The sequence below is a fragment of the Pseudolabrys sp. genome (assembly GCF_035943735.1).
GTDB lineage: Bacteria > Pseudomonadota > Alphaproteobacteria > Rhizobiales > Xanthobacteraceae > Pseudolabrys.
Genome location: NZ_DASZBV010000027.1, coordinates 402,218 through 421,924, shown reverse-complemented (window position 1 = coordinate 421,924; position 19,707 = coordinate 402,218). Strand labels below are relative to the sequence as shown.

Sequence of the window (19,707 nt, the reverse complement as noted above, 5' to 3'; positions counted from 1 at the left end):
CTTGTAATGCTCCTGATTGCATTAGTCAACCGAGTTGCGACTTGCTCACCAGCCCCCCGATTTGACCCTACCCCCCTACCACCACCTCCTTTCCGCCTTGTTCTCGCCCTTATTGACCCGCTAGTTCCCATCCCATGATGGGGACAAAATCCTGCAAATCGTACCACTTTGCGTCACGCGCCGCGACAGCGGCGCTGATCGCAACGGCCGCGATTTTCGGCGCCACCGCGCAGGCGAATGCCGGCGGCTGGCGCACCGTGCACAAATACGTCAAGCGCACCGGCAAATGCTCGGGCGAGGAAATCCTCGCCAGCTATTACTGGACCGGCAAGCGCACCGCGACCGGCGAAGCCTTCGACGCCAACGGCAACACCGCGGCGGCGCGCACCTGGCCGCTCGGCACGCATCTCACCGTCGTCAATCCGCATAACGGCCGCTCGGTCACCGTGCGCATCAACGACCGCGGCCCCTACGGCGTCGCCTTCGCGCAGGGCGCGCGGCTCGATCTGGCGCGCGGCGCCGCGCACCGGCTCGGCATGAGCGGCGCGCAATATCTCTGCGTGACGACCGGCGCGGCCAAGGTGATGACCGCGCAGGAAACGGCCGGCGCGATCCCGTGACGACGCCGCTGCGCGCCGTGCGGCCGTTGCGCGCGATCCTCGCCGCGGCCGCGTGCCTCGCGCTCGTCACGCCGGCTGCCGCCCTCGATCTCAATGCGTTTCGCCGCGAGCATCATCTGCCGCCGCTGCACGTGAGTTCGGCGATGGCCGGCGCGGCCTCCGCGCACGCGCACGATCTCGCCGCGCGCCAGCATCTCGACCACGACGGCTTCCGCAGCCGGCTGTCGAGGTCGACGATGGCGGCGGAGAACGTCGCTTATGGGTGCGGCACGCAGGACTGCGTCATCCGCATGTGGGCGCGCTCGCCCGGCCACCGCCGCAACATGCTGATGAAGGGCGTCACGCATTACGGCCTCGCCTCGGCGCGCGGCGCCAACGGCCAGACCTACTGGGTGCTGGAGATGGGGAATTAAGGGCCTCGTGTCCCGGGCGCAGCGCAGCGCCTGCGCGCGTGACTATCCGCGCCCACTATCCCCGCGCCCGCACGCGCCTATAATCCCCGCCCGGGGAGACGCGTTTCCGGGGATTTTTCGATCATGCGGACTTTGACCGCGCTGCTCGTGCTGAGCGGCACACTCCTGCTTGGCGTCGCGCATGCGAGCGACATCAGGCTGCCCAAGGCCAGCGCCGACGAATTGCAGAAGATTTGCACCAATGTCGGCGGCTCGTTCTCGCCGGGCACGGACCGCTACGGCTGCGGCACCGACTGCAAGGGCGGCAAGGGCACCGACTGCCTCGTCACCTGCGCGCCGGATAAGCCCTGCACCGCGCAGGTGATCGGGGCCAAGCGGCCGCGCACGATCGAGCAGGCGCTGGCGCCGGCGAAGAAGAAGCGGTGAAGGCTCTGCCCCGTTGATCGGGATCCCCGGGTCAAGCCCGGGGATGACAGCGCCGAAAGCCTGCGGCTTTCGCCGCCGTCACTTCTTCTCCAGCATCAACTGGCCCTTCCGGCCGATGACGCGCTGCGCGGCTTGCGCGAAGCGCTGCAGCAGCCAGGGCAGCCGCACCTCGACGCGCACGGCGCCGTCATAGACGGCGATCGTGCCGTGCGCCCGCTGGCCCAGCGACTTGCAGGCGAAATGCAGCGTGTCGCCGTCCCAGCGCTCGTCCTCCAGCGTGATCAGCATGGCGAACTCGCTCTTGGCGCGGCCGAGGCCGTCGCGGATGCGGCGCACCGCCTCGTCCTTGCCGAGGCGGTGCGGAATATTGACGACGAGCGGCTCGGACATGGCGGACTCCCGGCGGACTGCTCCCGTCATGTAGGCGCCGCCGCCGCGATCACCACCGGCGGCCGCCGCCGGACACCAGGCGGACGATGAGCAGCAGGATCACCGCGCCGATCGTGGCGTCGATGATCTCGCGCACGAGGCCGGCGCCGAGCCCGATGTGCAGCCGCGGCAGCAGCCAGCTGGCGATGAAGGCGCCGACGATGCCGATGCAGATGTCGCCGATCACGCCGAAGCCGGCGCCACGCACGATCTTGCCGGCGAGCCAGCCGGCCACCAGGCCGACCAGCAGGATGACCAGAATGCCTTGATCGCTGAAATTCATGATTTCCCCCCTGTGATGGACTGCGCCAGTATCGGCGCAGGACCGCGGCCGGAGGAACTCGTAACCCACCCCCAAAGTTCCATCCGGCTTGACGGGAGGCCGGCGATGGCCATGCTGGCGGCCCTTCCGCCGCACGAGAACCCCATGCCCTTCTCCGACACCCTGAAGACCCTGATCCGCAACGCTTGGGACGACGGCTATCCGCTGCTCGTCGCCACCTCCGGCCCGCTCGGGCCCAATATCACGCCCAAAGGCAGCATGATCGTCTACGACGACCAGCACCTCGCCTGGTGGGAGCGCTCCAAGCGCGCGGTGCTCGAGAACCTCGGCCACGACCGCCGCGTCTGCATCATGTATTCGAGCTTCAAGGCGCAGCGCGACGGCGTCCTCGAATCCGGCTTCCTGCGCTTCTTCGGCACGGTCGAACTGCACGAGAGCGGGCCGGTGCACGACAAGATCTTCTCCATGCTGCTGCCCCGCGAGCAGACACATGCCGGCGCCGACGCCGGCATCGGTGCGCTGGTCAGGATCGAGAAGGCGATCGACGTCCGCGGCAAGCCGTTCATGTGAGGCGGCTTCAGACCCCCTGCGAAGGAGGCATGGTGCGGCGCGGAACGCCAGCGCCGCCAAAGCATTGAATTTCCTGTGATCGCCTTAATCGGGCCTTGGCCACAGCCAAGGGTCGTCCTGAGTTGGGCTGGTTTCGGGAGTATCCAAATGCGTATCCGTCGGCTGGGCGCGCTTGCCGCCGCCACATTCCTCGTCGCGCTGACCGCGCCGGCGTCTGCCGACATCCTTATCCACGTGGACAAGACCTTGCAGCGCATGACCGTCAGCGTCGACGGCGTGCCGCGTTATGTCTGGCCGGTGTCGACCGGCGGAGCCCACTACGACACGCCGTCCGGCTCGTTCAAGCCGAACCGCATGGACAAGGACCATCACAGCGAGGAGTACGACAACGCGCCGATGCCCTACGCGATGTTCTTCGACGACAAGGGACACGCCGTCCACGGCACCTACGAGAAGTCGATCGGGCGGCCGGTGTCGCATGGCTGCGTGCGCTTGTCGGTCGCGCACGCCAAGACGCTGTGGGACTTGGTGAAGGAAGAGGGCATGCCCCACACCAAGGTCGTGCTCGACGGGCATATCCCGACCGGCGGCGCGCTGGTTGCGAGCCGCGGCTCCGCCGGGCGGCCGATGTCGATCGAGCCCGATCAGGACGACACGACCGGCTCCGTGCCGCCGGCCAACACCTATTCGCGTAGCTACGGCAATGGCGGCAATGGCGGTTACTACGCGCAGCCGCAATACCCGCAATCGAATGACGGCCCGCGCTACGCCGTGCAGCCGCAAAACGACGACGACCAGCGCTACGCGACGCGGCAGCGTTTCCAGCGGGTCTATCGCAACGACAATGACGACAACCGGCCGGCGCCCTTCCCGTTCTTCTTCGGGCGCTGACCGCCGGATTCTTGTGCCGTCGCCGCGCGATCCCATTGCGCGGCAACGGAACTCCGGCCACCTTCGGCCGGCATGACCGAAACCATTGCGGCCCGCCTGACCTGCGACGAGAAGACCGCCCGCCGGGTCGCTTCCTACCTTGCCGAAAGCCTCGACGCCGAGGAGGCCGCCTGCGCCGCCTTCGAAAACGAGCGCGGCCAATGGGAAGTCGCCGTGCACGTGCAGGGCGCACCCGACGAAGCGCGCCTGCGCGATCTGGTCGCGCTGGCCGCGGGAAACGACGCGGCGCAGGCCCTGCGCTTCGAACAGGTTAGCGACACCGACTGGGTACGGCAGAGCCTCGAGGGGTTGAAGCCCGTGCGCGCCGGCCGCTTCCTCGTGCACGGCTCGCATGACCGCGACCGCGTACATGCGAATGACATCGGCATCGAGATCGAGGCGGCGCTCGCCTTCGGCACCGGCCATCACGGCACCACGCGCGGCTGTCTGCTGGCGCTCGACGACCTGGCGCGGCGGCGGCGCTTCGCGCGCGTGCTCGACATCGGCACCGGCTCGGGCGTGCTCGCCATCGCGGCCGCCAAGCGCCTGCGTACCCGCGTCATCGCCAGCGACATCGATCGCGTGGCGGTGAACGCCGCGCGCAACAACGCGCGGCTCAATGGCGCGCCGCACATCGCCTTCATCCACGCGCCCGGCGCCAGCGCCCGCGCCATCACGGTCGCGGGACCGTTCGATCTGATCTTCGCCAATATCCTCCTCGGCCCCCTCACCCGCTTGGCCGTGCCGATCCGGAAACTCGCCGCGGCGAACGCGCGCGTGGTGCTGTCCGGGCTGTTGCCGTCGCATGCCAATGCGGCGCTAGCGCATTACGCGGCGCAGGGCTTCCATCTCGAACGCCGCATTCCGCTCGACGGCTGGATGACTTTGGTGCTCAGGCGCGGCGGTTGCGCGCGTGGCCGAGGCCGTTAGAGTGCCGGCCATGTTCGAAGCCAGGTTCCAGACCTTCGAGGATGCCAGCGAACGCGCCGAGAGTGCGGACCGCGTCGCCGCCTTGCGCACCGAACTGAAGCGGCGCGGTCTTAGCGGCTTCGTCGTGCCGCGCGCCGACCGGCAGCAGAACGAATATCTGCCGGCGAGCGAGGAACGGCTGGCCTGGCTGACCGGCTTCACCGGCTCGGCCGGCGCCGCGGTCGTGCTCATCGACAAGGCCGCCATGTTCGTCGACGGCCGCTACACCGTGCAGGCCGATGCACAGGTCGACAAGGCGGTATTCGCCATCGAGCATCTCGTCGACATGCCGCCGAGCCAATGGCTGGCGAAGAACGCGAAAGCGGGCGACAAGATCGGCTACGACCCGTGGCTGCATACGAGCGAGGGCGTCGAACGCCTGAAGCAGGCGGCGGCCGATGCCGGCGCAGAACTTGTCGCGGTCGACAGCAATCCGATCGATGTGCTGTGGCGCAATCGCCCGGCGCCGCCGTCGGGACCGGTCACGCTGCGCGACATCAAGTTCGCCGGCGAGAGCGCCGCCGACAAGCTGAAGCGCGTGCGTGCCGAGCTCGACAGACCGAAGGCCGATGTGCTCGTCGTCTCCGATTCGCAGAACGTCGCGTGGACTTTCAACATCCGCGGCTCCGACATCGCGCATACGCCGCTGGCGCTCGCCTTCGCCGTGATCCCGCGCGAGGGCCGCCCGCGCCTTTATGTCGAACCGAAGAAGCTCGACAACGCCGTGCGCGCGGCACTCGAAGACATCGCCGATATCGGCGCGCCCGACGACCTGACGCGCGACCTCGCGGCCCTCAAGGACAAGATCGTGCGGCTCGATCAGGCGAGCGCCGCCGACGCCCTGTCCAGGATCGTCAGCGAACACGGCGGCAAGCCGACGCGCGCCGCCGATCCGATCACCTTGATGAAAGCGGTGAAGAACCACGCCGAGATCGCCGGCACGCGCGCCGCGCATCTGCGTGATGGCGCGGCGGTGACGCGCTTCCTCGCCTGGCTCGACCGCGAGGCGCCAAAGGGCACGCTCACCGAGATCGATGCCGTCGCCGCATTGGAGAGCTTCCGCCGCGACACCGGGCTCCTCAAGGACGTGTCGTTTCCGACGATCTCCGGCGCCGGGCCAAACGCGGCAATCGTGCACTACCGCGTCACGCGCGACAGCAATCGCAAGCTCGGACTGAACGAGCTGTTCCTCATCGATTCCGGCGCGCAGTACGAGGACGGCACCACCGACATCACCCGCACCGTCGTCATCGGCGAGCCGAGCGAGGAAATGCGCGACCGCTTCACGCGCGTGCTCAAGGGCCATATCGCCATCGCCACGGCGGTCTATCCGGAGAACACCACCGGCGCGCAGCTCGACAGCCTGGCGCGCGTGTCGCTGTGGCAGGCGGGTCTCGATTTCGATCACGGGACCGGTCACGGCGTCGGCAGCTATCTGTCGGTGCACGAGGGCCCGGCGCGCATCTCCAAGCTCGGCCATGTGCCGTTGCGGCGGGGCATGATCCTGTCGAACGAGCCCGGCTATTACAAAACCGCCGCCTACGGCATCCGCATCGAGAACCTGGTGCTGGTGATCGCCGCGCCGGAGCCGGCCGGCGCCGAAAGGCCGCTCAACGCCTTCGAAACGCTGACGCTCGCGCCGATCGACCGCCGCCTCGTCGATATGCGCATGCTGGCGGCGAAGGAGCGGCATTGGCTCGACAGCTACCACGAGCGCGTGCGCGAGGAGGTCGCGCCGCTGGTGGACCAGCAGACGCGCACTTGGCTCGCGGCGGCGACAAGGCCGCTCTGACCTTCCCTCGCCCCGCGTTGCGGGGAGAGGGTGGCGAGCATGGAGCGAAGCGAGATGCGAGCCGGGTGAGGGGGCGTCGCATATCCACTCAGAATCGCGGCAAGGCCCCCTCACCCGACCCGCCTTCGCTCCCGCTTCGGCGGGTCGACCTCTCCCCGCACGCGGGGAGAGGTGAAGACAGGTTTTCCGCCTCAATATTGTAGCCTCGCTTGCCGTTGGAGCGGTGGCCGCATAGGCTCGCCGCATTCAGGGGGCGCTCGCATTTCGACATCCACCGACATCGGGACGTCGCGGCCCTACGGCCTGTTCGCGCTGATGGCGCTCGCCTGCCCGCTCTACGTTCTTATGATCGCTAACGCACTTAATACGACCGCCGGCGGCGGCGAGGCGGCCATGGCCAACGCCTTCGAGGCGCTGTTCGTCATCGCGGGACTCTGGATCCTGCTCGCAATCATGGTGATCGTCGCCGGCATCATGGGCGCCATGCCACGCTGGACGGCTGTCGCCTGGATCTTCCTCATTCCTTTTTCGGCGGTCGCGGCCTTCATCGCCATCGACATGTGCTCGCGCCACATACCGGGCGCCGTCATCTTTCCGGCCTTGCTGGCGCTGGCCATCGCCTTCTTCGCCTACTGGGCACGCTCGACGCAACTGCACGATGCGCTGCCACCGCGGGAGACCAGCCTGCTGACTTTGGGCGCGGTGCTTGTCCTGTCGCTGCTGCCGATGATGCTGGCGGCGGTCTACTGACCGACCAGCTTCAGCCACTCGTCCTCGGTGAGCACCGGGATGCCATGCTTCTTGGCTTCCGCGAGCTTCGAGCCGGCACCGGGACCGGCGACGACATAATCCGTCTTCTTCGACACCGAGCCTGACGCCTTGGCGCCGAGACGCTCGGCCGTCGCCTTCGCCTCGTCGCGCGTCATCTTCTCCAGCGAGCCGGTGAACACCACGGTCTTGCCGGCGATCGGTGAATCCTTCTTCGGCTTCTCGGCGTCGCGGATCGTCACCTGCCTCGTGAGCCGCTCGACGATGTCGCGATTATGCTTCTCGCCGAAATAGCTGCGCACAGCCTCGATCACCGTGTCGCCGATCTGATCGAGCGCGTCCATCTCGGCGACCGCCTCCTCGTCGCCCTTGGCGACCTTCAGCGCGGCGTCGTGGAACGCATCCCACGAACCGTAGCCGCGCGCCAGCGCCAGCGCCGTGGTTTCGCCGACGTGACGGATGCCGAGCGCATAGACGAAACGGTCGAGCCCGATCTCGCGCCGGGCATTGATGGCGTCGAACAGGTTCTTGACCGAGGTCTCGCCATAGCCCTCGATCTCTTCCAGCTTCAGCTTCGCGTTGCGCGCCTGCAGCGTGAAGATATCGGCGGGCTCCTTCACCCAGCCCTGGTCGAAGAAATATTCGATCTGCTTCTCGCCGAGGCCGTCGATATCGAAGGCGCGGCGCGACACGAACAGCATCAGATGCTGGATCTTCTGGAACGGACAGGCGAACTCGCCGGTGCAGCGGGCGCGCGCGCCCTCTTCGCCAGTCGCCGTCTCTTCGCGCACGACGTCGGTGTGCAAAGGGCACGGGCACTTCTTCGGAAAGTGATATTCCTTCGCGCCCTTCGGCCGTTTGTCGATGACGACGTCGACCACCTGCGGGATGACGTCGCCGGCGCGCTGGATGACGACGGTGTCGCCGATGCGGATATCGCGGCCCTCGCGCAGGCTCTCGCCTTTGCCGCCGATGCCCTTGATGTAGTCCTCGTTGTGCAGCGTCACGTTCTGCACGATGACGCCGCCGACGCCGACCGGGTCGAGCTTGCCGACCGGCGTCAGCGCGCCGGTGCGGCCGACCTGGACCTCGATGTCCTTGAGGATCGTCATCGCGCGCTCGGCCGGGAACTTGTGCGCAATGCCCCAGCGCGGCGTGCGCGACACGAAGCCGAGGCGCTCCTGCCAGTCGATGCGGTCGACCTTGTAGACGACGCCGTCGATGTCGTAGTCGAGCTCGGCGCGGCTCTCCTCGATCTTGCGATGGAAGGCGATGAGTTCCTCGGTCGAGTGCACGAGCTTCGTCAGCGGATTGGTCTTGAAGCCGCAGCGCTCGAACCACTTGATCATGCCGGACTGCGTGTCCTCCGGCATCTCGCTTATCTCGCCCCAGGCGTAGGCGAAGAAGCCGAGCGGCCGCGACGCGGTGATCGAGGCGTCCTTCTGGCGCAGCGAGCCGGCGGCCGAGTTGCGCGGATTGGCGAAGACCGGCTCGCCGGCCGCCTTCTGCCGCTCGTTGAGCGCGAGGAAAGCCTTCTTGGTCATGTAGACTTCGCCGCGCACCTCGGTGACGCGCGGAATGTTGCGGCCGGAGAGCTTGTGCGGCACGTCCTTCAACGTGCGGATGTTGGCCGTGACGTCCTCGCCTTCCTGGCCGTCGCCGCGGGTCGCCGCGGTGACCAGCTCGCCGCCCTCGTAGCGCAGCGACATCGACAGGCCGTCGATCTTCGGCTCGGCGGAGAAGTCGAGTCTGGCGTCGTCATCGAGCTTGAGGAAGCGGCGGATGCGGCCGACGAAGTCGACGACGTCTTCTTCGGCGAAGGCGTTGTCGAGCGACAGCATCGGCACGGCGTGCCGCACTTTCTTGAACCGGCCGGACGGCGCGGCGCCGACCTTCACCGACAGCGACTCCAGCGTGCGCAGGTCGGGGAAGCGCGCCTCGATGGCGTTGTAGCGCCGACGCAGCGCGTCGTATTCGGCGTCGGTCACGACCGGCCGGTCGTCCTGGTAGTAGCGCTTGTCGTGCTCGCCGATTTCCTTGGTCAGGCGCGCATGTTCTTCAGCCGCCTGCTTCCTGGTGAGCAGGTCGACGGGCGTCTTGTCGGTGCGGACTGTCGCTTTGGCCATGAGACTGACGTTACACCGCCGCGCTGACGCGGGGCACCCGCTACCCCGCCGCCTTGATCAGCCGCTCGGCGGCGGCGCGGGCCTCGTTGGTGATTTCGGCGCCGGCGAGCATGCGCGCGATCTCCTCGCGCCGCTTCTCCGCCGCCACCTCGGTGACGCGGGTGGCGACGCGCTTGCCCTTGTCGAGCGCGTCCTTGCTGATGACGTAGTGGCGCTGTGCCTGCGCCGCCACCTGCGGCGCATGCGTCACCGCCAGCACCTGCACGCCGCGGGCGAGCCGCGCCAGCCGCGAGCCGATGGCGTCCGCGACCGCGCCGCCGACGCCGGTGTCGATTTCGTCGAAGACGAGCGTCGGCGCCGAGCCGCGGTCGGCGAGCACGACCTTGAGCGCCAGCAGGAAGCGCGCCAGCTCGCCGCCGGAGGCGATCTTCATCAGCGGCCCCGGCTTGGTGCCCGGATTGGTCTGCACCCAGAACTCGACGCGGTCGATGCCGTTCGGGCCGGCGGCTTCGGCGTCGCTGACGATCTCGGTGGTGAAGCGCGCGCGCTCGAGCTTGAGCGGCTTGAGCTCGGCATTGACCGCCTTGTCGAGCGCCGTGCCGGCCTTGAGCCGCGCCTTCGACAGCGCCTCGGCCGCCTTGCGAAACTGGATATCGGCCTGCGTGGCCGCGGCCTGCAGCGTCTTCAGTCTCTCCTCGCCGGCGTCGATGAGGCCGATGTCGTCGTGATAGCGCTGCGCCAAAGCGGCGAGCGCGTCGACCTGCACATTGTATTTGCGGCCGGCGGCGCGCAGCGCGAACAGCCGCTCCTCGATGCGCTCCAGCTCGGCCGGATCGTAATCGGCGGCGCGAAGGGCGGCTTCGAGATGCGCGCGCGTCTCTTCCAGCGCGTTGAGCGCGACGTCGAGCGACTTCACCGCCGGCTCGACCAGCTGCGGCGCCTGCGTGGCGCGGCGCTCGAGACGGCGGATCGTGGCGGCGAGCTCGGGGACCGCCGAGTTGCTGCCGGCGAGCGTCTCGTGCGCCTCGCGCAGATCCTCGGCGACCTTCTCCGACTGCATCATCGTCGTGCGCCGGTCGGCGAGCGCGGTCTCCTCGCCGGCCTGGGGACTGAGCTTGTCGAGTTCGGCAACGGCGTGGCGCAGCCAGTCGGCCTCGCGGCGGGCGCGCTCGACCTCGGCCGCATGCGCTTCCGCCGCCTCCAATGTTTCACGCCGCGCGGTCCACAAGGCTTCGACCCGCGCCGCCTCGGCCTCCAGCCCGCCGAAGGCGTCGAGCAGGCGGCGATGCGTCGCGGCATCGACGAGCGCGCGGTCGTCGTGTTGGCCGTGGATCTCGACCAGAACCTGGCCGAGTTGCTTGAGGACGGTGACGCTGACCGGCTGGTCGTTGACGAAGGCGCGGGTGCGGCCGTCGGCAAGCTGCACGCGGCGCAGGATCAGTTCGTCCTCGTCGGCGATATCGTTGGCCTTGAGAATGGCGCGCGCCGGATGGCTACGACGCACCTCGAACACGGCGGTCACCTGTCCCTGATCGGCGCCCTGGCGCACGAGCGACTGGTCGCCGCGGCCGCCCAGGGCCAAAGCGAACGAATCGAGCAGGATCGATTTGCCGGCGCCGGTCTCGCCGGTGAGCACGGCCAGCCCCGCGGCGAAATCGATATCGAGCTTGTCGATCAGGACGATGTCACGGATCGAAAGTCGGGAAAGCATGGCGGCCGGGCATCCCGTAAGGCGTCAGAGCTCGCCCGCGACGGCGGACGATCCGGTCTGTTGCCGATTCGTGCTCATCATTCATGACGCGGGGGATGCACACAAGATGTGGGCACGATGCTGTTAATACCCGGTCATTCCGGACGGCGCGAAAGCGCCGATCCGGAATCCAGAAACGGATTCGGAGATTGTGTCTGGATTCCGGGTTCCGGCTTTCAGCCGGCCCGGAATGACGGGGTAAAACTAGCTCAGCCCGATCTTGCGGAAGGCCTTGCTGATCCACGAGCCCTTGTTCTCGAGCGGCTCGTGCCCGCCGGACTTCACCAGCTGGTAGGCGTTCTTGTACCAGGGGCTGTCGGGGAAGTTATGCCCGAGCACGGCGGCCGCCGTCTCCGCTTCGCCGGTGATGCCGAGCGCCATGTAGGCCTCGGTCAGCCGCTCCAGCGCTTCCTCGACCTGCCGCGTGGTCTGGTATTTGGTCACCACGACCTTGAAGCGGTTGATGGCGCCCGTGTAGTCGTGCTTGTCGAGATAGTAGCGGCCAACCTCCATCTCCTTGCCGGCGAGCTGATCGTTCGCGACCTGGAGCTTCTGCTTGGCGTTGGTGGCGTATTCGCTGTCCGGATATTTGCGGATCACCTCTTGCAGCGCGTTGAGCGCTTTTTCGGTCTGCGCCTGGTCCCGGGTGATGTCGGGAATCTGGTCGTAGTAGGACGAGCCGATGAGGAACTGCGCATAGGCGGCGTCCGCCGTGCCCGGATGCAGCGTGATGTAGCGCTGCGCGGCGGAGACGCACTCGTCGTATTCGCCGGACTGGTAATAGGAGTAGGCGGCCATCAGCAGCGCCTTGCGCGACCAGTCCGAGTAAGGATGCTGGCGGTCGACCTCTTCGAACTTCTTCACCGCGTCGCGCGGCTTGTGCTCGGAGTTGAGATAATAGAGCCCCTCGTTGTAGAGGCGGTCGGCGGGCTCGTCGGGCGCCACGTCGTTCTTGTGGAAGAAGTCGAAGCCGTTCGAGCACGCGCCGAGGCTCAGTCCGAGCAGCAGCATCGTTGCCGCGCGCGCCAAAGGACGCCGGACGGTGGCAAGCGGCAAAATGCTCATACGCGCGATATCCCCGAATTCGCTCGACACGGACGCTCAGAAACGGTTCGTGCCCGCTTTCCCTTATGCTCGGCCCGGGCCGCAGCCCGGTCGATTTAAACGAAAAAGCGTGAATCCGCCATGCGAATAGGCCGACATTCGGCCCGCATTAAGGCGGCGGAAAAGCGGTCGCGGCCGCTCAGGACACGTCCGGGCCGTAGGCCGGAGCGACCACGCCGGCCGTCTGGGCCTGGCCGCGGCGGCGCGCCGGCATCTCGGTCGCCTCGACGATGCGCCAGGCGCTGGTATCGGCCATCAGCGCCGACAGCACCGCGTTGTTGAGCTTGTGGCCGCCACGCACGGTCTTGTAGGCCGCGATCAGCGGCAGGCCGGCGAGCGCCAGGTCGCCCACCGCATCGAGGATTTTGTGGCGCACGAACTCGTCGGAAAAACGCAGCCCTTCCGGGTTGAGGACGCGATCGTCGCTGACGACGAGCGTATTCTCGAACGACGCACCCAGCGCGTAACCGGCGCCCCACAGCTTCGCGACATCCTTCATGAAGCCGAAGGTGCGCGCACGCGCGATCTCGTCGCGGAACGTCTTCGGCTCGATGTCGAGCCCGAGCGCCTGCTTGCCGATGAGCGGATGATCGAATTCGATCTCTGCCTCGACGCGGAAGCCGTGCGCATACGGGCGCAGTTCGCCGAACGATTTGTCCTTGGCGACGCGCACCGGCTTGAGCACTTCGATGTAGCGGCGCGGCAACGCGCGCGTGGTCAGACCGGCCTGATCGAGCGCGTCGACAAAAGCGGCCGCGCTGCCGTCCATGATCGGCACTTCCGGCCCGTCGATCTCGACCACGACGTTGTCGACGTACAGGCCGCGCAGCGCCGCGAGCAGATGCTCGGCCGTCGAGCAGAGCGGCCCCTTGGCGTCGCCGAGCACGGTGGCGAATTCGGTGGCGGTGACGGCGCGCACGTCAGCGCGAATCTCGCGCTCGACCGCGCCATCAGCAGAAACGCGCTGGAAAATGATACCGGTGTCGTCGTCGCCGGGATTGAGCGTGAGCGTCACGGGCTGCCCGGAATGGACGCCGATGCCGGACATGGCGACTTGCTCGCGCAACGTCGTTTGCTTGGCGCCCTTCATCAACCCTCACTCCGCCGGTTCGTCTTGAACCGTGCGGCCCATCGCCCCAATTTCGGCCTGCAAAACCGATCGCACGGTCGGCGTCGGTTACATCCCCCTGGACCGAAAAAGTCCGTTTTGTGGCTGCAACTTAGGCCGCGATACGGCCGTCTCCAACTCACCATTTCTTACTGACTGTTACTCTTTTTTGCCGCAATTCGCGCTGCAACCCAAGATCAGGATACCGTTTACCTTACCTAAACAAAGGTTGCGAAGATGCCAATGCTCGCGCCTGTCGCAGATCTGTGAAAATAACGCAGCAACATCATCAACTTACTAGAGCATCGCGCGCCGGCAAAAGGAAGCGGCCCCGAACCGCTGCGGGTTCGGGGCCGCTTTCAGCACGTTTGATGGTGTCAGTTTGCCTGGCGGCGGAGGAACGCCGGGATATCGAGTTGATCGTCCTCGGCCGGGTTATGCACAGGAGCCTGACGACCGTGCGGGTCCAACCCCTGAGGAGCGGCGCGCCGGGCGTATTCGGAAATCGGATCCACCGCCCGGCCTTCCGGCTGACGCGGGCTCGGGCGCTGCGGCTGCTCGAACTGCGGCATGGCGCGGGCCGTGCGCGGCGCCTGCGGCGCCTCCGGCTCGTCCGAGCGGCGGCCGAGGCCGACCGAGGCGAGCCGCTGCATCAGCGACTTGCGACGTTCTTCGGGATGGTTCTCCGGCGCCTGCCCCTGCTTGTCCATCATGGCGCGGGCCGGCAGCGGCAGTTCGTCGATGCGCGGCATGCGCGGCTGGCGCAGCACGCGTTCCGGCGCCGGCGGCACGAAGGTCGCGGCGGGCGGCTCGAAGTGGGCCGGAGTTTCCGGCTCCATCTGTTCGAACAGCGACGGTTTCACCGGCTTCGGCCGGATCGAGACCTCGTCGATGGCGGTCTGCTGCGGCAGGATGGCTGCGGCAACGGCAGCATGCGCGGCGGATTCGACCGTAGCGGCGGCGTTGGCGATCGCCGGATTCGGGATCGGCGGCTGCATCGGCGCGGGTGCCGGAGCGAAAGCGGCCGGGGCCTGCGGCATCGACGCGATGGTCCGGCGCTGATCGTTGCGCATCTTGCCGGCCAGTTCCTTGAGCGCGACTTCCGCCGGGCCGCCGTCCCGCATGCGGCCGGTGTTGTCGATGCCGGTGGCGACCACCGACACGCGGATGATGCCGTCGAGGCTTTCGTCGAAGGTGGCGCCGACGATGATGTTGGCGTCCTGATCGACCTCCTCGCGGATGCGGGTCGCGGCTTCGTCGACTTCGTACAGCGTCAGATCCTTGCCGCCGGTGATCGAGATGAGAAGGCCGCGAGCGCCCTTCATCGAGGCGTCGTCGATCAGCGGGTTGGAGATGGCCGCTTCGGCGGCGGTGAGCGCGCGCTTCTCGCCGGAAGCCTCGCCCGTGCCCATCATCGCCTTGCCCATCTCGCGCATGACGGCGCGGACGTCGGCGAAGTCGAGGTTGATGAGGCCTTCCTTGACCATCAGGTCGGTGATGCAGGCGACGCCCGAATAGAGCACCTGGTCGGCCATCGCGAAGGCGTCGGCGAACGTGGTCTTCTCGTTGGCCACCCGGAACAGGTTCTGGTTCGGGATGATCAGGAGCGTGTCGACGACCTTGTGCAGCTCGGTGATGCCCGCTTCGGCATAGCGCATGCGGCGCTGGCCTTCGAAGTGGAAGGGCTTGGTCACCACGCCGACCGTGAGGATGCCGAGCTCGCGTGCGGTCTTGGCGATGACCGGCGCTGCGCCGGTGCCGGTGCCGCCGCCCATGCCGGCCGTGACGAACACCATGTGCGCGCCCGAGAGGTGATCGCGGATCTCGTCGAGCACTTCCTCAGCCGCCGCGCGGCCGACTTCCGGCTGCGAGCCGGCGCCGAGGCCCTCGGTGACCTGCGTGCCCATCTGGACGATGCGCTCGGCCTTCGACATGGCGAGCGCCTGCGCGTCGGTATTGGCGACGACGAAGTCGACGCCTTGCAGGCCCGCCGTGATCATGTTGTTGACGGCGTTGCCGCCGGCGCCGCCGACACCGAACACGGTGATCCGGGGCTTCATCTCGTGGATGTCCGGAATCTTCAGGTTGATGGTCATGTTTGCCTCTTTATGCCCGCCGCGCGAGCCGGTCCGCCACCGGCCGCCCTGCGAGGTTGATCGGAAGGGTCAGAAACTCTCGCGCAGCCATCGCCCGACCCGTGCCATGTAGCCGCCGGTCCCCGTCATGAGGTGCCGTGTTCGCCGCGGTTCGAAGTGCTCGAGATGGGCCGCCTGCGGATACACCAGGAGACCCGCCGCGACAGCGAAGGCCGGGCCCTTCGCCGCCTCGGGCAGTCCGGACAAACCGAGAGGCCGGCCGATACGCACCGGTCGTTTCAGGATGCGGGCCGCCAGATCGGCGATGCCCGCGAGCTGGCTGCCGCCGCCGGTCAGCACCACCCGCCCGCGCGGCTCGGCCGCGAAAGGCGAGGACGCGAGCCGGTCGCGCACCATCTCCAGAATCTCCTCGACCCGCGGCTTGATGATCCGCGTCAAAGCCGCCCGCGATACGAATTGCGGCGGCTCGCGCTCGTCATCTCCCACGGGAGGCACTGTGATCATGTCGCGCTCGTCGGATCCACCCGACAACACACTGCCATAGATCGCCTTGATTCGCTCAGCATCCGCAATGCGCGCGTTCAAGCCGCGCGCAAGATCCATGGTCACATGGTACCCGCCGAGCGCGAACCCGTCGGCGTGCACGAAGCGGCCGCCGGCGAAGACCGCCATGGTCGTGGTGCCGGCGCCCAGGTCGATGGTCGCAGCGCCGAGATCCGCCTCGTCATCGGCGAGCGCCGCCAATCCGGCCGCGTAGGGCGCCGACACCATCGCCTCGACATTGAGATGGCTGCGCTCGACCGAGAGCATGAGGTTGCGCACGGTGGCGACGTCGGCCGTCACCATGTGCATGTCGACGCCGAAACGATGGCCGAGCATGCCGCGCGGTTCGCGAATGCCGGCCGCGGCATCGAGCGCGAAGCTGATCGGCAGCGCGTGCAGCACGGCGCGCCCGTCGCGCACCGAGTGGCGGCTCGCCGCCGCCAGTACGCGGGCGATGTCGGCGTCGCCGACGGCGCCGCCGGAAAGCTGGATGTCGGCGATGAAGCGTTCCGAGCCGAGGCGGCCGCCCGAGAGCGAGACGATCGCCGATTCAAGCTGCAGATGCGCGCCGTTCTCGGCGATGGCGATGGCGTTGCGGATCATCTCCTCGGCTTCGACGAGGTCGACGACGCTGCCGCCCTTCATGCCGCTGGCGGCGGTGTGGGAGAAGCCGAGCACGCGGACGCCGTGGCTGCGCCGCCGCAACACGTCGCGCGGCGCCTGCGGCTCCAGCCGCGCGATCATGCAGACGACCTTCGAGGTGCCGACGTCGATCGCGGCGACCACCGCCGAGCGCTTCGGCGAAACCGGCTTCATCTTGGGCGTGACGCCGAAACGAACGACGTTACTCATGCGGATTCCCCGACGTGCACCGCGGAGCCGGGGCCGTCACAAGCGCAGAGTTCGCGACGATCCCGGGTCTGGCGCGCAACACTGCGTGCTGCGCTGCGCCCGGGAAAAGCAGAACCGCGAGTCGAAGCTGCGTCACGCTTCGCCCCCCTTCTTTTTCTTTTTCGCCTTGGCGGCCGCCTTGAGCGCGTCCTCGCGCGCCGCGTAGGCCGCGTCGGAGAGCTTGACCGCGACGCGGTCGGGCAGCCGCAGGTCGACGACAGTGATGTCGCGCGACAGAAGCTTCTTTGCGTGATCGAGCTCGACCAGGGTGTGCAGCGCCTTGTCCGGCGCGGCGCCGGGGAGCTTCACGACCACCTTGTCCTTGAGGTAGAGGTCCCAGCGCCGGTCGGCGACCAGTACGGCGGCCTGCACGTGCGGCGCGATGTCGGGGAAGCGGTCGAGCAGCTTGAGGAACGCCGGCGCCTCGCGTTCGGCGCCGTCGCCGACCACCAGCGGCAGCGTCGCGAAGCGCTGCGGCACGAAGGCCTCGAGCACGGTGCCGTCCTCGGCGATGACGTAGACATTGCCGTCCTTCTGCCAGAGCGCGAAGGGCCTGCGCTCCTTCACGTCGATGCGCAGGCGGCCGGGATAGAGCTTGAGCACGGTCGCCTGCTCGATCCAGGGATTGGCCATCAACCGCTTGCGCGTCTGCGCCGGGTCGAGGAACAGCAGCGACGAGCGGCCGGTGATGCCGGCGACCGCCAGCAGGCGCCGGCGGCCGAGTTCGTGCTCGCCGGTCAGCGCGATTTCGGAGATGCGGAAGCCGAGCGTATTGGCGGCGTCGTCGCAGATATTCTGGATGTTGTCGGCGATCTCGGGACCGTGGCCGCCGCGCACCGCGCCGTAGATGGCGCTGGCGGCGAGCAGGATGGCCGCGGCCGAGGAGCCCAGCCCGTTCGGGATCTTCAGGTTGATGAGGACGATGAAGCCGCGGCGCAGGCTGCGCCAGCGCGGCGAGGCGCCATGCCAGCCGTAGTCGGCCGGCGCGGGCGCGGCGGCACGAGGCTTCGGCGTTTTCGTCCTAAGGCGATCGAGGAAGCCTCGAAAATCCATCGCGACCCGGCTCTTCACACGTTTGGTCCCGAGGGACGGCCGAAGTCCGGCGCGAGCGCCGCTCTGCCCCCTCGAGTGTGCGCCCCGGGCCGCCCGTTACATCCGCGGGGTCCGGTCCGGAGCCGGCCGTTTCGACGCGCGCGAATCGCATGGCGCGACCGCGCGCGGAAAACGAGCCAGCGCCTAGTCTTCGGGCCTTTTAGTAAACGATTGGTAAAGGTTTAGAGATTGGAAGGGATTAGGGGGGCCGGAGGGAGAGGCTTAAATGGAAGGTCCGCTAAGGGTCAGCAGCAGACCTAACGCGCCCTGCCCGACTAAGTCCGCTTTGGGCCAGAAGCAGTCACCTTACGGCTTCTTACTTACTAAGCGGCTGAAATGTCGCCCTTGCGCGGAAAAGTGACCACCCAACATGTTCCTCGGCCGTTATTAGAGTTGGTCGTCACTCCCCCACCGAGCTGCTTGGCTAAGACGTCGATAATCTTGATGCCTAAGCCGTTTTGAGCGGCAAAATCGAAGCCGGGCGGCAACCCCTTGCCCTCATCGCAAACGCTTAATTTACAATCTGATTTCGTAGCTGCGAAGCTAACGGTAATTGTTCCGGCGCCGTGCTTTGCTGCGTTCGTAACAAGCTCGTTAAGCAACAAGCCAACGGACTGAATAGTCTTCGTGTTCAGCTGCGCTTCTTCGCCATTGACGGCTACTGGCACACCAAGAATGTCAGCGAGATCTCCGCACAAACGCCTGATGTATGCGAGAGCAGAAACGTACGCTACATTTTCTTCGTTAAGTAAATGCCGATGCACGCGGGCGACGGCTCCGACTCGATGAGCGGCCCTTTCAAAGTGCTCAGCCACATCTTTCGGCACTTGCCTGCCCTGTAACCGCAATATTGAAGAAACAAATTGAAGGCTGTTGGCCACGCGATGCTCAATCTCGCGGCCCATTAAATTTGCTTGTTCGTTAGCTCGGGTCGCGCGCTCAAGCTCCGTACGGGCTGAAAGACGCAACTCCATTTGGTCCATGACGAGGCTTGCCAAGTCACGAAGATCATCAATCTGGCGCTCAGTGATCGGTCGGACTTCTCTATCAATCACGCAGAGCGTGCCGAGGTTATAACCGTCATGAGTGTGGAGCGGAACGCCGGCGTAAAAACGGAGGCCAAAATCTCCAGCAACCAAAGGGTTCGTCAAAGAGCGAACGTCCTTAGACGCATCCTCGAGAATATAAGGATCGGAGTGGAGGATCGCTGAGGCGCAAAGTCCCGGTTCTCTGTCGATTTGCTCTACCGGCAGGCCGTGATGAGATTTGAACCAAATGCGGTCGTGATCAACGATTGAAATAATGGCTATGGGGACATTGAAGATTCGAGCAGCAATTGCGGTTACCCGATCAAATGCGCCGTCAGGCGGGGTGTCGAGAACGTCATACCGACGCACCGCCTGCATGCGAGCAGCTTCATTAATTGGGATGATTGTCGACGGTACCTGAAATGCCAAAGTGTTTTCCTAATGCTGCGCCAGCGTACGCTTACCGTTGCGCTTTTGCACCTCGAAAATGTTGTATAATTATGGAACAAATGCTCCATCACGGCTTCAGGCTAGCAAGCTGCCGCGTTACAGCGCACTCGCGAAGTCCGCTTTGGAGGCAATAGCAGACCTACAGCGTCCTGCCTGTCCATGTCAGCTTGGGGCCACAAGCGGACCTGACGCGAATACGCGATCTCAGACGACCGTCCGCCTACGGGCGCGCTAGCCAGTCGATTCTCCGGATCGATATCTCACGAGCCTCCCACTATGACCGCTTGGCTTGCTACTGGCTTAGCGCTTGTCGTGGTGG

General features: G+C 66.7%; 18 protein-coding genes. 8 read left to right on the top strand and 10 right to left on the bottom strand.

The window, feature by feature from the left end; genetic code table 11:
* The first annotated feature begins 134 nt into the window (after nucleotides 1-134).
* The 3 genes from VGV41_RS22550 (at nucleotide 135) to VGV41_RS22540 (ending at nucleotide 1,459) form a co-directional block, all read left to right on the top strand.
* Entirely contained in the window at nucleotides 135-620 is a 486-nt protein-coding gene (locus VGV41_RS22550) for a septal ring lytic transglycosylase RlpA family protein (protein WP_326866482.1), read from the top strand.
* Entirely contained in the window at nucleotides 617-1,033 is a 417-nt protein-coding gene (locus tag VGV41_RS22545) for a CAP domain-containing protein (RefSeq protein WP_326866481.1), read from the top strand. The genes VGV41_RS22550 and VGV41_RS22545 overlap by 4 nt, the downstream gene beginning before the upstream one ends.
* Before the next feature lie 123 nt (nucleotides 1,034-1,156).
* Nucleotides 1,157-1,459, top strand: coding sequence for a hypothetical protein (locus VGV41_RS22540; RefSeq protein WP_326866480.1), 303 nt, complete (start codon nucleotides 1,157-1,159; stop codon nucleotides 1,457-1,459).
* Nucleotides 1,460-1,537: 78 nt separating this feature from the next.
* Here the strand turns inward: VGV41_RS22540 and VGV41_RS22535 are convergent, their stop codons facing one another.
* Together VGV41_RS22535 and VGV41_RS22530 are read right to left on the bottom strand one after the other, a co-directional pair.
* Complete coding sequence (locus VGV41_RS22535) at nucleotides 1,538-1,849, bottom strand: polyhydroxyalkanoic acid system family protein (protein ID WP_326866479.1); 312 nt, start codon at nucleotides 1,847-1,849, stop codon at nucleotides 1,538-1,540.
* Between the two features lie 49 nt (nucleotides 1,850-1,898).
* Complete coding sequence (locus VGV41_RS22530) at nucleotides 1,899-2,171, bottom strand: GlsB/YeaQ/YmgE family stress response membrane protein (protein WP_326866478.1); 273 nt, start codon at nucleotides 2,169-2,171, stop codon at nucleotides 1,899-1,901.
* 105 nt (nucleotides 2,172-2,276) lie between these two features.
* On the opposite strand from VGV41_RS22530, the gene VGV41_RS22525 reads away from it, so the two are divergent.
* From VGV41_RS22525 to VGV41_RS22505, 5 genes are all read left to right on the top strand, one after another.
* Complete coding sequence (locus tag VGV41_RS22525; protein WP_326866477.1) at nucleotides 2,277-2,741, top strand: pyridoxamine 5'-phosphate oxidase family protein; 465 nt, start codon at nucleotides 2,277-2,279, stop codon at nucleotides 2,739-2,741.
* A gap of 147 nt (nucleotides 2,742-2,888) precedes the next feature.
* Nucleotides 2,889-3,632, top strand: coding sequence for a L,D-transpeptidase (locus VGV41_RS22520; protein ID WP_326866476.1), 744 nt, complete (start codon nucleotides 2,889-2,891; stop codon nucleotides 3,630-3,632).
* 72 nt (nucleotides 3,633-3,704) lie between these two features.
* Entirely contained in the window at nucleotides 3,705-4,601 is an 897-nt protein-coding gene (locus VGV41_RS22515) for a 50S ribosomal protein L11 methyltransferase (protein ID WP_326866475.1), read from the top strand.
* Nucleotides 4,602-4,611: 10 nt separating this feature from the next.
* Nucleotides 4,612-6,432 (top strand): aminopeptidase P family protein, encoded by a 1,821-nt coding sequence (locus VGV41_RS22510; protein ID WP_326866474.1) that lies wholly within the window; start codon nucleotides 4,612-4,614, stop codon nucleotides 6,430-6,432.
* 315 nt (nucleotides 6,433-6,747) lie between these two features.
* Nucleotides 6,748-7,182, top strand: a complete 435-nt coding sequence (locus tag VGV41_RS22505; protein ID WP_326866473.1) for a hypothetical protein — start codon at nucleotides 6,748-6,750, stop codon at nucleotides 7,180-7,182.
* Here the strand turns inward: VGV41_RS22505 and ligA are convergent.
* The 8 genes from ligA to VGV41_RS22465 all read right to left on the bottom strand — a co-directional run bounded on the left by ligA (nucleotide 7,176) and on the right by VGV41_RS22465 (nucleotide 19,367).
* Nucleotides 7,176-9,326, bottom strand: a complete 2,151-nt coding sequence (ligA, locus tag VGV41_RS22500) for an NAD-dependent DNA ligase LigA (protein ID WP_326866471.1) — start codon at nucleotides 9,324-9,326, stop codon at nucleotides 7,176-7,178. The genes VGV41_RS22505 and ligA overlap by 7 nt on opposite strands.
* A gap of 40 nt (nucleotides 9,327-9,366) precedes the next feature.
* Nucleotides 9,367-11,037, bottom strand: coding sequence for a DNA repair protein RecN (gene recN, locus VGV41_RS22495; protein ID WP_326866470.1), 1,671 nt, complete (start codon nucleotides 11,035-11,037; stop codon nucleotides 9,367-9,369).
* Nucleotides 11,038-11,280: 243 nt separating this feature from the next.
* Nucleotides 11,281-12,141 carry an outer membrane protein assembly factor BamD gene (locus VGV41_RS22490; RefSeq protein ID WP_414705188.1) on the bottom strand — a complete coding sequence of 287 codons (861 nt, stop codon included), beginning with the start codon at nucleotides 12,139-12,141 and terminating at the stop codon, nucleotides 11,281-11,283.
* Between the two features lie 178 nt (nucleotides 12,142-12,319).
* The gene (gene lpxC / locus VGV41_RS22485; RefSeq protein ID WP_326866469.1) at nucleotides 12,320-13,270 is read right to left on the bottom strand and encodes a UDP-3-O-acyl-N-acetylglucosamine deacetylase; all 951 of its coding nucleotides are present in this window, start codon (nucleotides 13,268-13,270) and stop codon (nucleotides 12,320-12,322) included.
* Between the two features lie 395 nt (nucleotides 13,271-13,665).
* Nucleotides 13,666-15,384 carry a cell division protein FtsZ gene (gene ftsZ, locus VGV41_RS22480; RefSeq protein ID WP_326866468.1) on the bottom strand — a complete coding sequence of 573 codons (1,719 nt, stop codon included), beginning with the start codon at nucleotides 15,382-15,384 and terminating at the stop codon, nucleotides 13,666-13,668.
* Nucleotides 15,385-15,453: 69 nt separating this feature from the next.
* On the bottom strand, nucleotides 15,454-16,779 hold the full coding sequence (gene ftsA, locus VGV41_RS22475; protein WP_326866467.1) for a cell division protein FtsA: 1,326 nt from the start codon (nucleotides 16,777-16,779) through the stop codon (nucleotides 15,454-15,456).
* Between the two features lie 132 nt (nucleotides 16,780-16,911).
* Complete coding sequence (locus tag VGV41_RS22470) at nucleotides 16,912-17,871, bottom strand: cell division protein FtsQ/DivIB (RefSeq protein WP_326866466.1); 960 nt, start codon at nucleotides 17,869-17,871, stop codon at nucleotides 16,912-16,914.
* Nucleotides 17,872-18,233: 362 nt separating this feature from the next.
* On the bottom strand, nucleotides 18,234-19,367 hold the full coding sequence (locus VGV41_RS22465; RefSeq protein WP_326866465.1) for a sensor histidine kinase: 1,134 nt from the start codon (nucleotides 19,365-19,367) through the stop codon (nucleotides 18,234-18,236).
* Nucleotides 19,368-19,707 lie beyond the last annotated feature (340 nt).

What these genes read in the sequence shown, in the direction of transcription:
- VGV41_RS22550 (WP_326866482.1), top strand. Translation starts at nt 135, where the DNA reads ATGATGGGGACAAAATCCTGCAAATCGTACCACTTTGCGTCACGCGCC.
- VGV41_RS22540 (WP_326866480.1), top strand. Translation starts at nt 1,157, where the DNA reads ATGCGGACTTTGACCGCGCTGCTCGTGCTGAGCGGCACACTCCTGCTT.
- VGV41_RS22535 (WP_326866479.1), bottom strand. Translation starts at nt 1,849, where the DNA reads ATGTCCGAGCCGCTCGTCGTCAATATTCCGCACCGCCTCGGCAAGGAC.
- VGV41_RS22530 (WP_326866478.1), bottom strand. Translation starts at nt 2,171, where the DNA reads ATGAATTTCAGCGATCAAGGCATTCTGGTCATCCTGCTGGTCGGCCTG.
- VGV41_RS22525 (WP_326866477.1), top strand. Translation starts at nt 2,277, where the DNA reads ATGGCCATGCTGGCGGCCCTTCCGCCGCACGAGAACCCCATGCCCTTC.
- VGV41_RS22520 (WP_326866476.1), top strand. Translation starts at nt 2,889, where the DNA reads ATGCGTATCCGTCGGCTGGGCGCGCTTGCCGCCGCCACATTCCTCGTC.
- VGV41_RS22515 (WP_326866475.1), top strand. Translation starts at nt 3,705, where the DNA reads ATGACCGAAACCATTGCGGCCCGCCTGACCTGCGACGAGAAGACCGCC.
- VGV41_RS22510 (WP_326866474.1), top strand. Translation starts at nt 4,612, where the DNA reads ATGTTCGAAGCCAGGTTCCAGACCTTCGAGGATGCCAGCGAACGCGCC.
- VGV41_RS22505 (WP_326866473.1), top strand. Translation starts at nt 6,748, where the DNA reads ATGGCGCTCGCCTGCCCGCTCTACGTTCTTATGATCGCTAACGCACTT.
- ligA (WP_326866471.1), bottom strand. Translation starts at nt 9,326, where the DNA reads ATGGCCAAAGCGACAGTCCGCACCGACAAGACGCCCGTCGACCTGCTC.
- recN (WP_326866470.1), bottom strand. Translation starts at nt 11,037, where the DNA reads ATGCTTTCCCGACTTTCGATCCGTGACATCGTCCTGATCGACAAGCTC.
- VGV41_RS22490 (WP_414705188.1), bottom strand. Translation starts at nt 12,141, where the DNA reads ATGAGCATTTTGCCGCTTGCCACCGTCCGGCGTCCTTTGGCGCGCGCG.
- lpxC (WP_326866469.1), bottom strand. Translation starts at nt 13,270, where the DNA reads ATGAAGGGCGCCAAGCAAACGACGTTGCGCGAGCAAGTCGCCATGTCC.
- ftsZ (WP_326866468.1), bottom strand. Translation starts at nt 15,384, where the DNA reads ATGACCATCAACCTGAAGATTCCGGACATCCACGAGATGAAGCCCCGG.
- ftsA (WP_326866467.1), bottom strand. Translation starts at nt 16,779, where the DNA reads ATGAGTAACGTCGTTCGTTTCGGCGTCACGCCCAAGATGAAGCCGGTT.
- VGV41_RS22470 (WP_326866466.1), bottom strand. Translation starts at nt 17,871, where the DNA reads ATGGATTTTCGAGGCTTCCTCGATCGCCTTAGGACGAAAACGCCGAAG.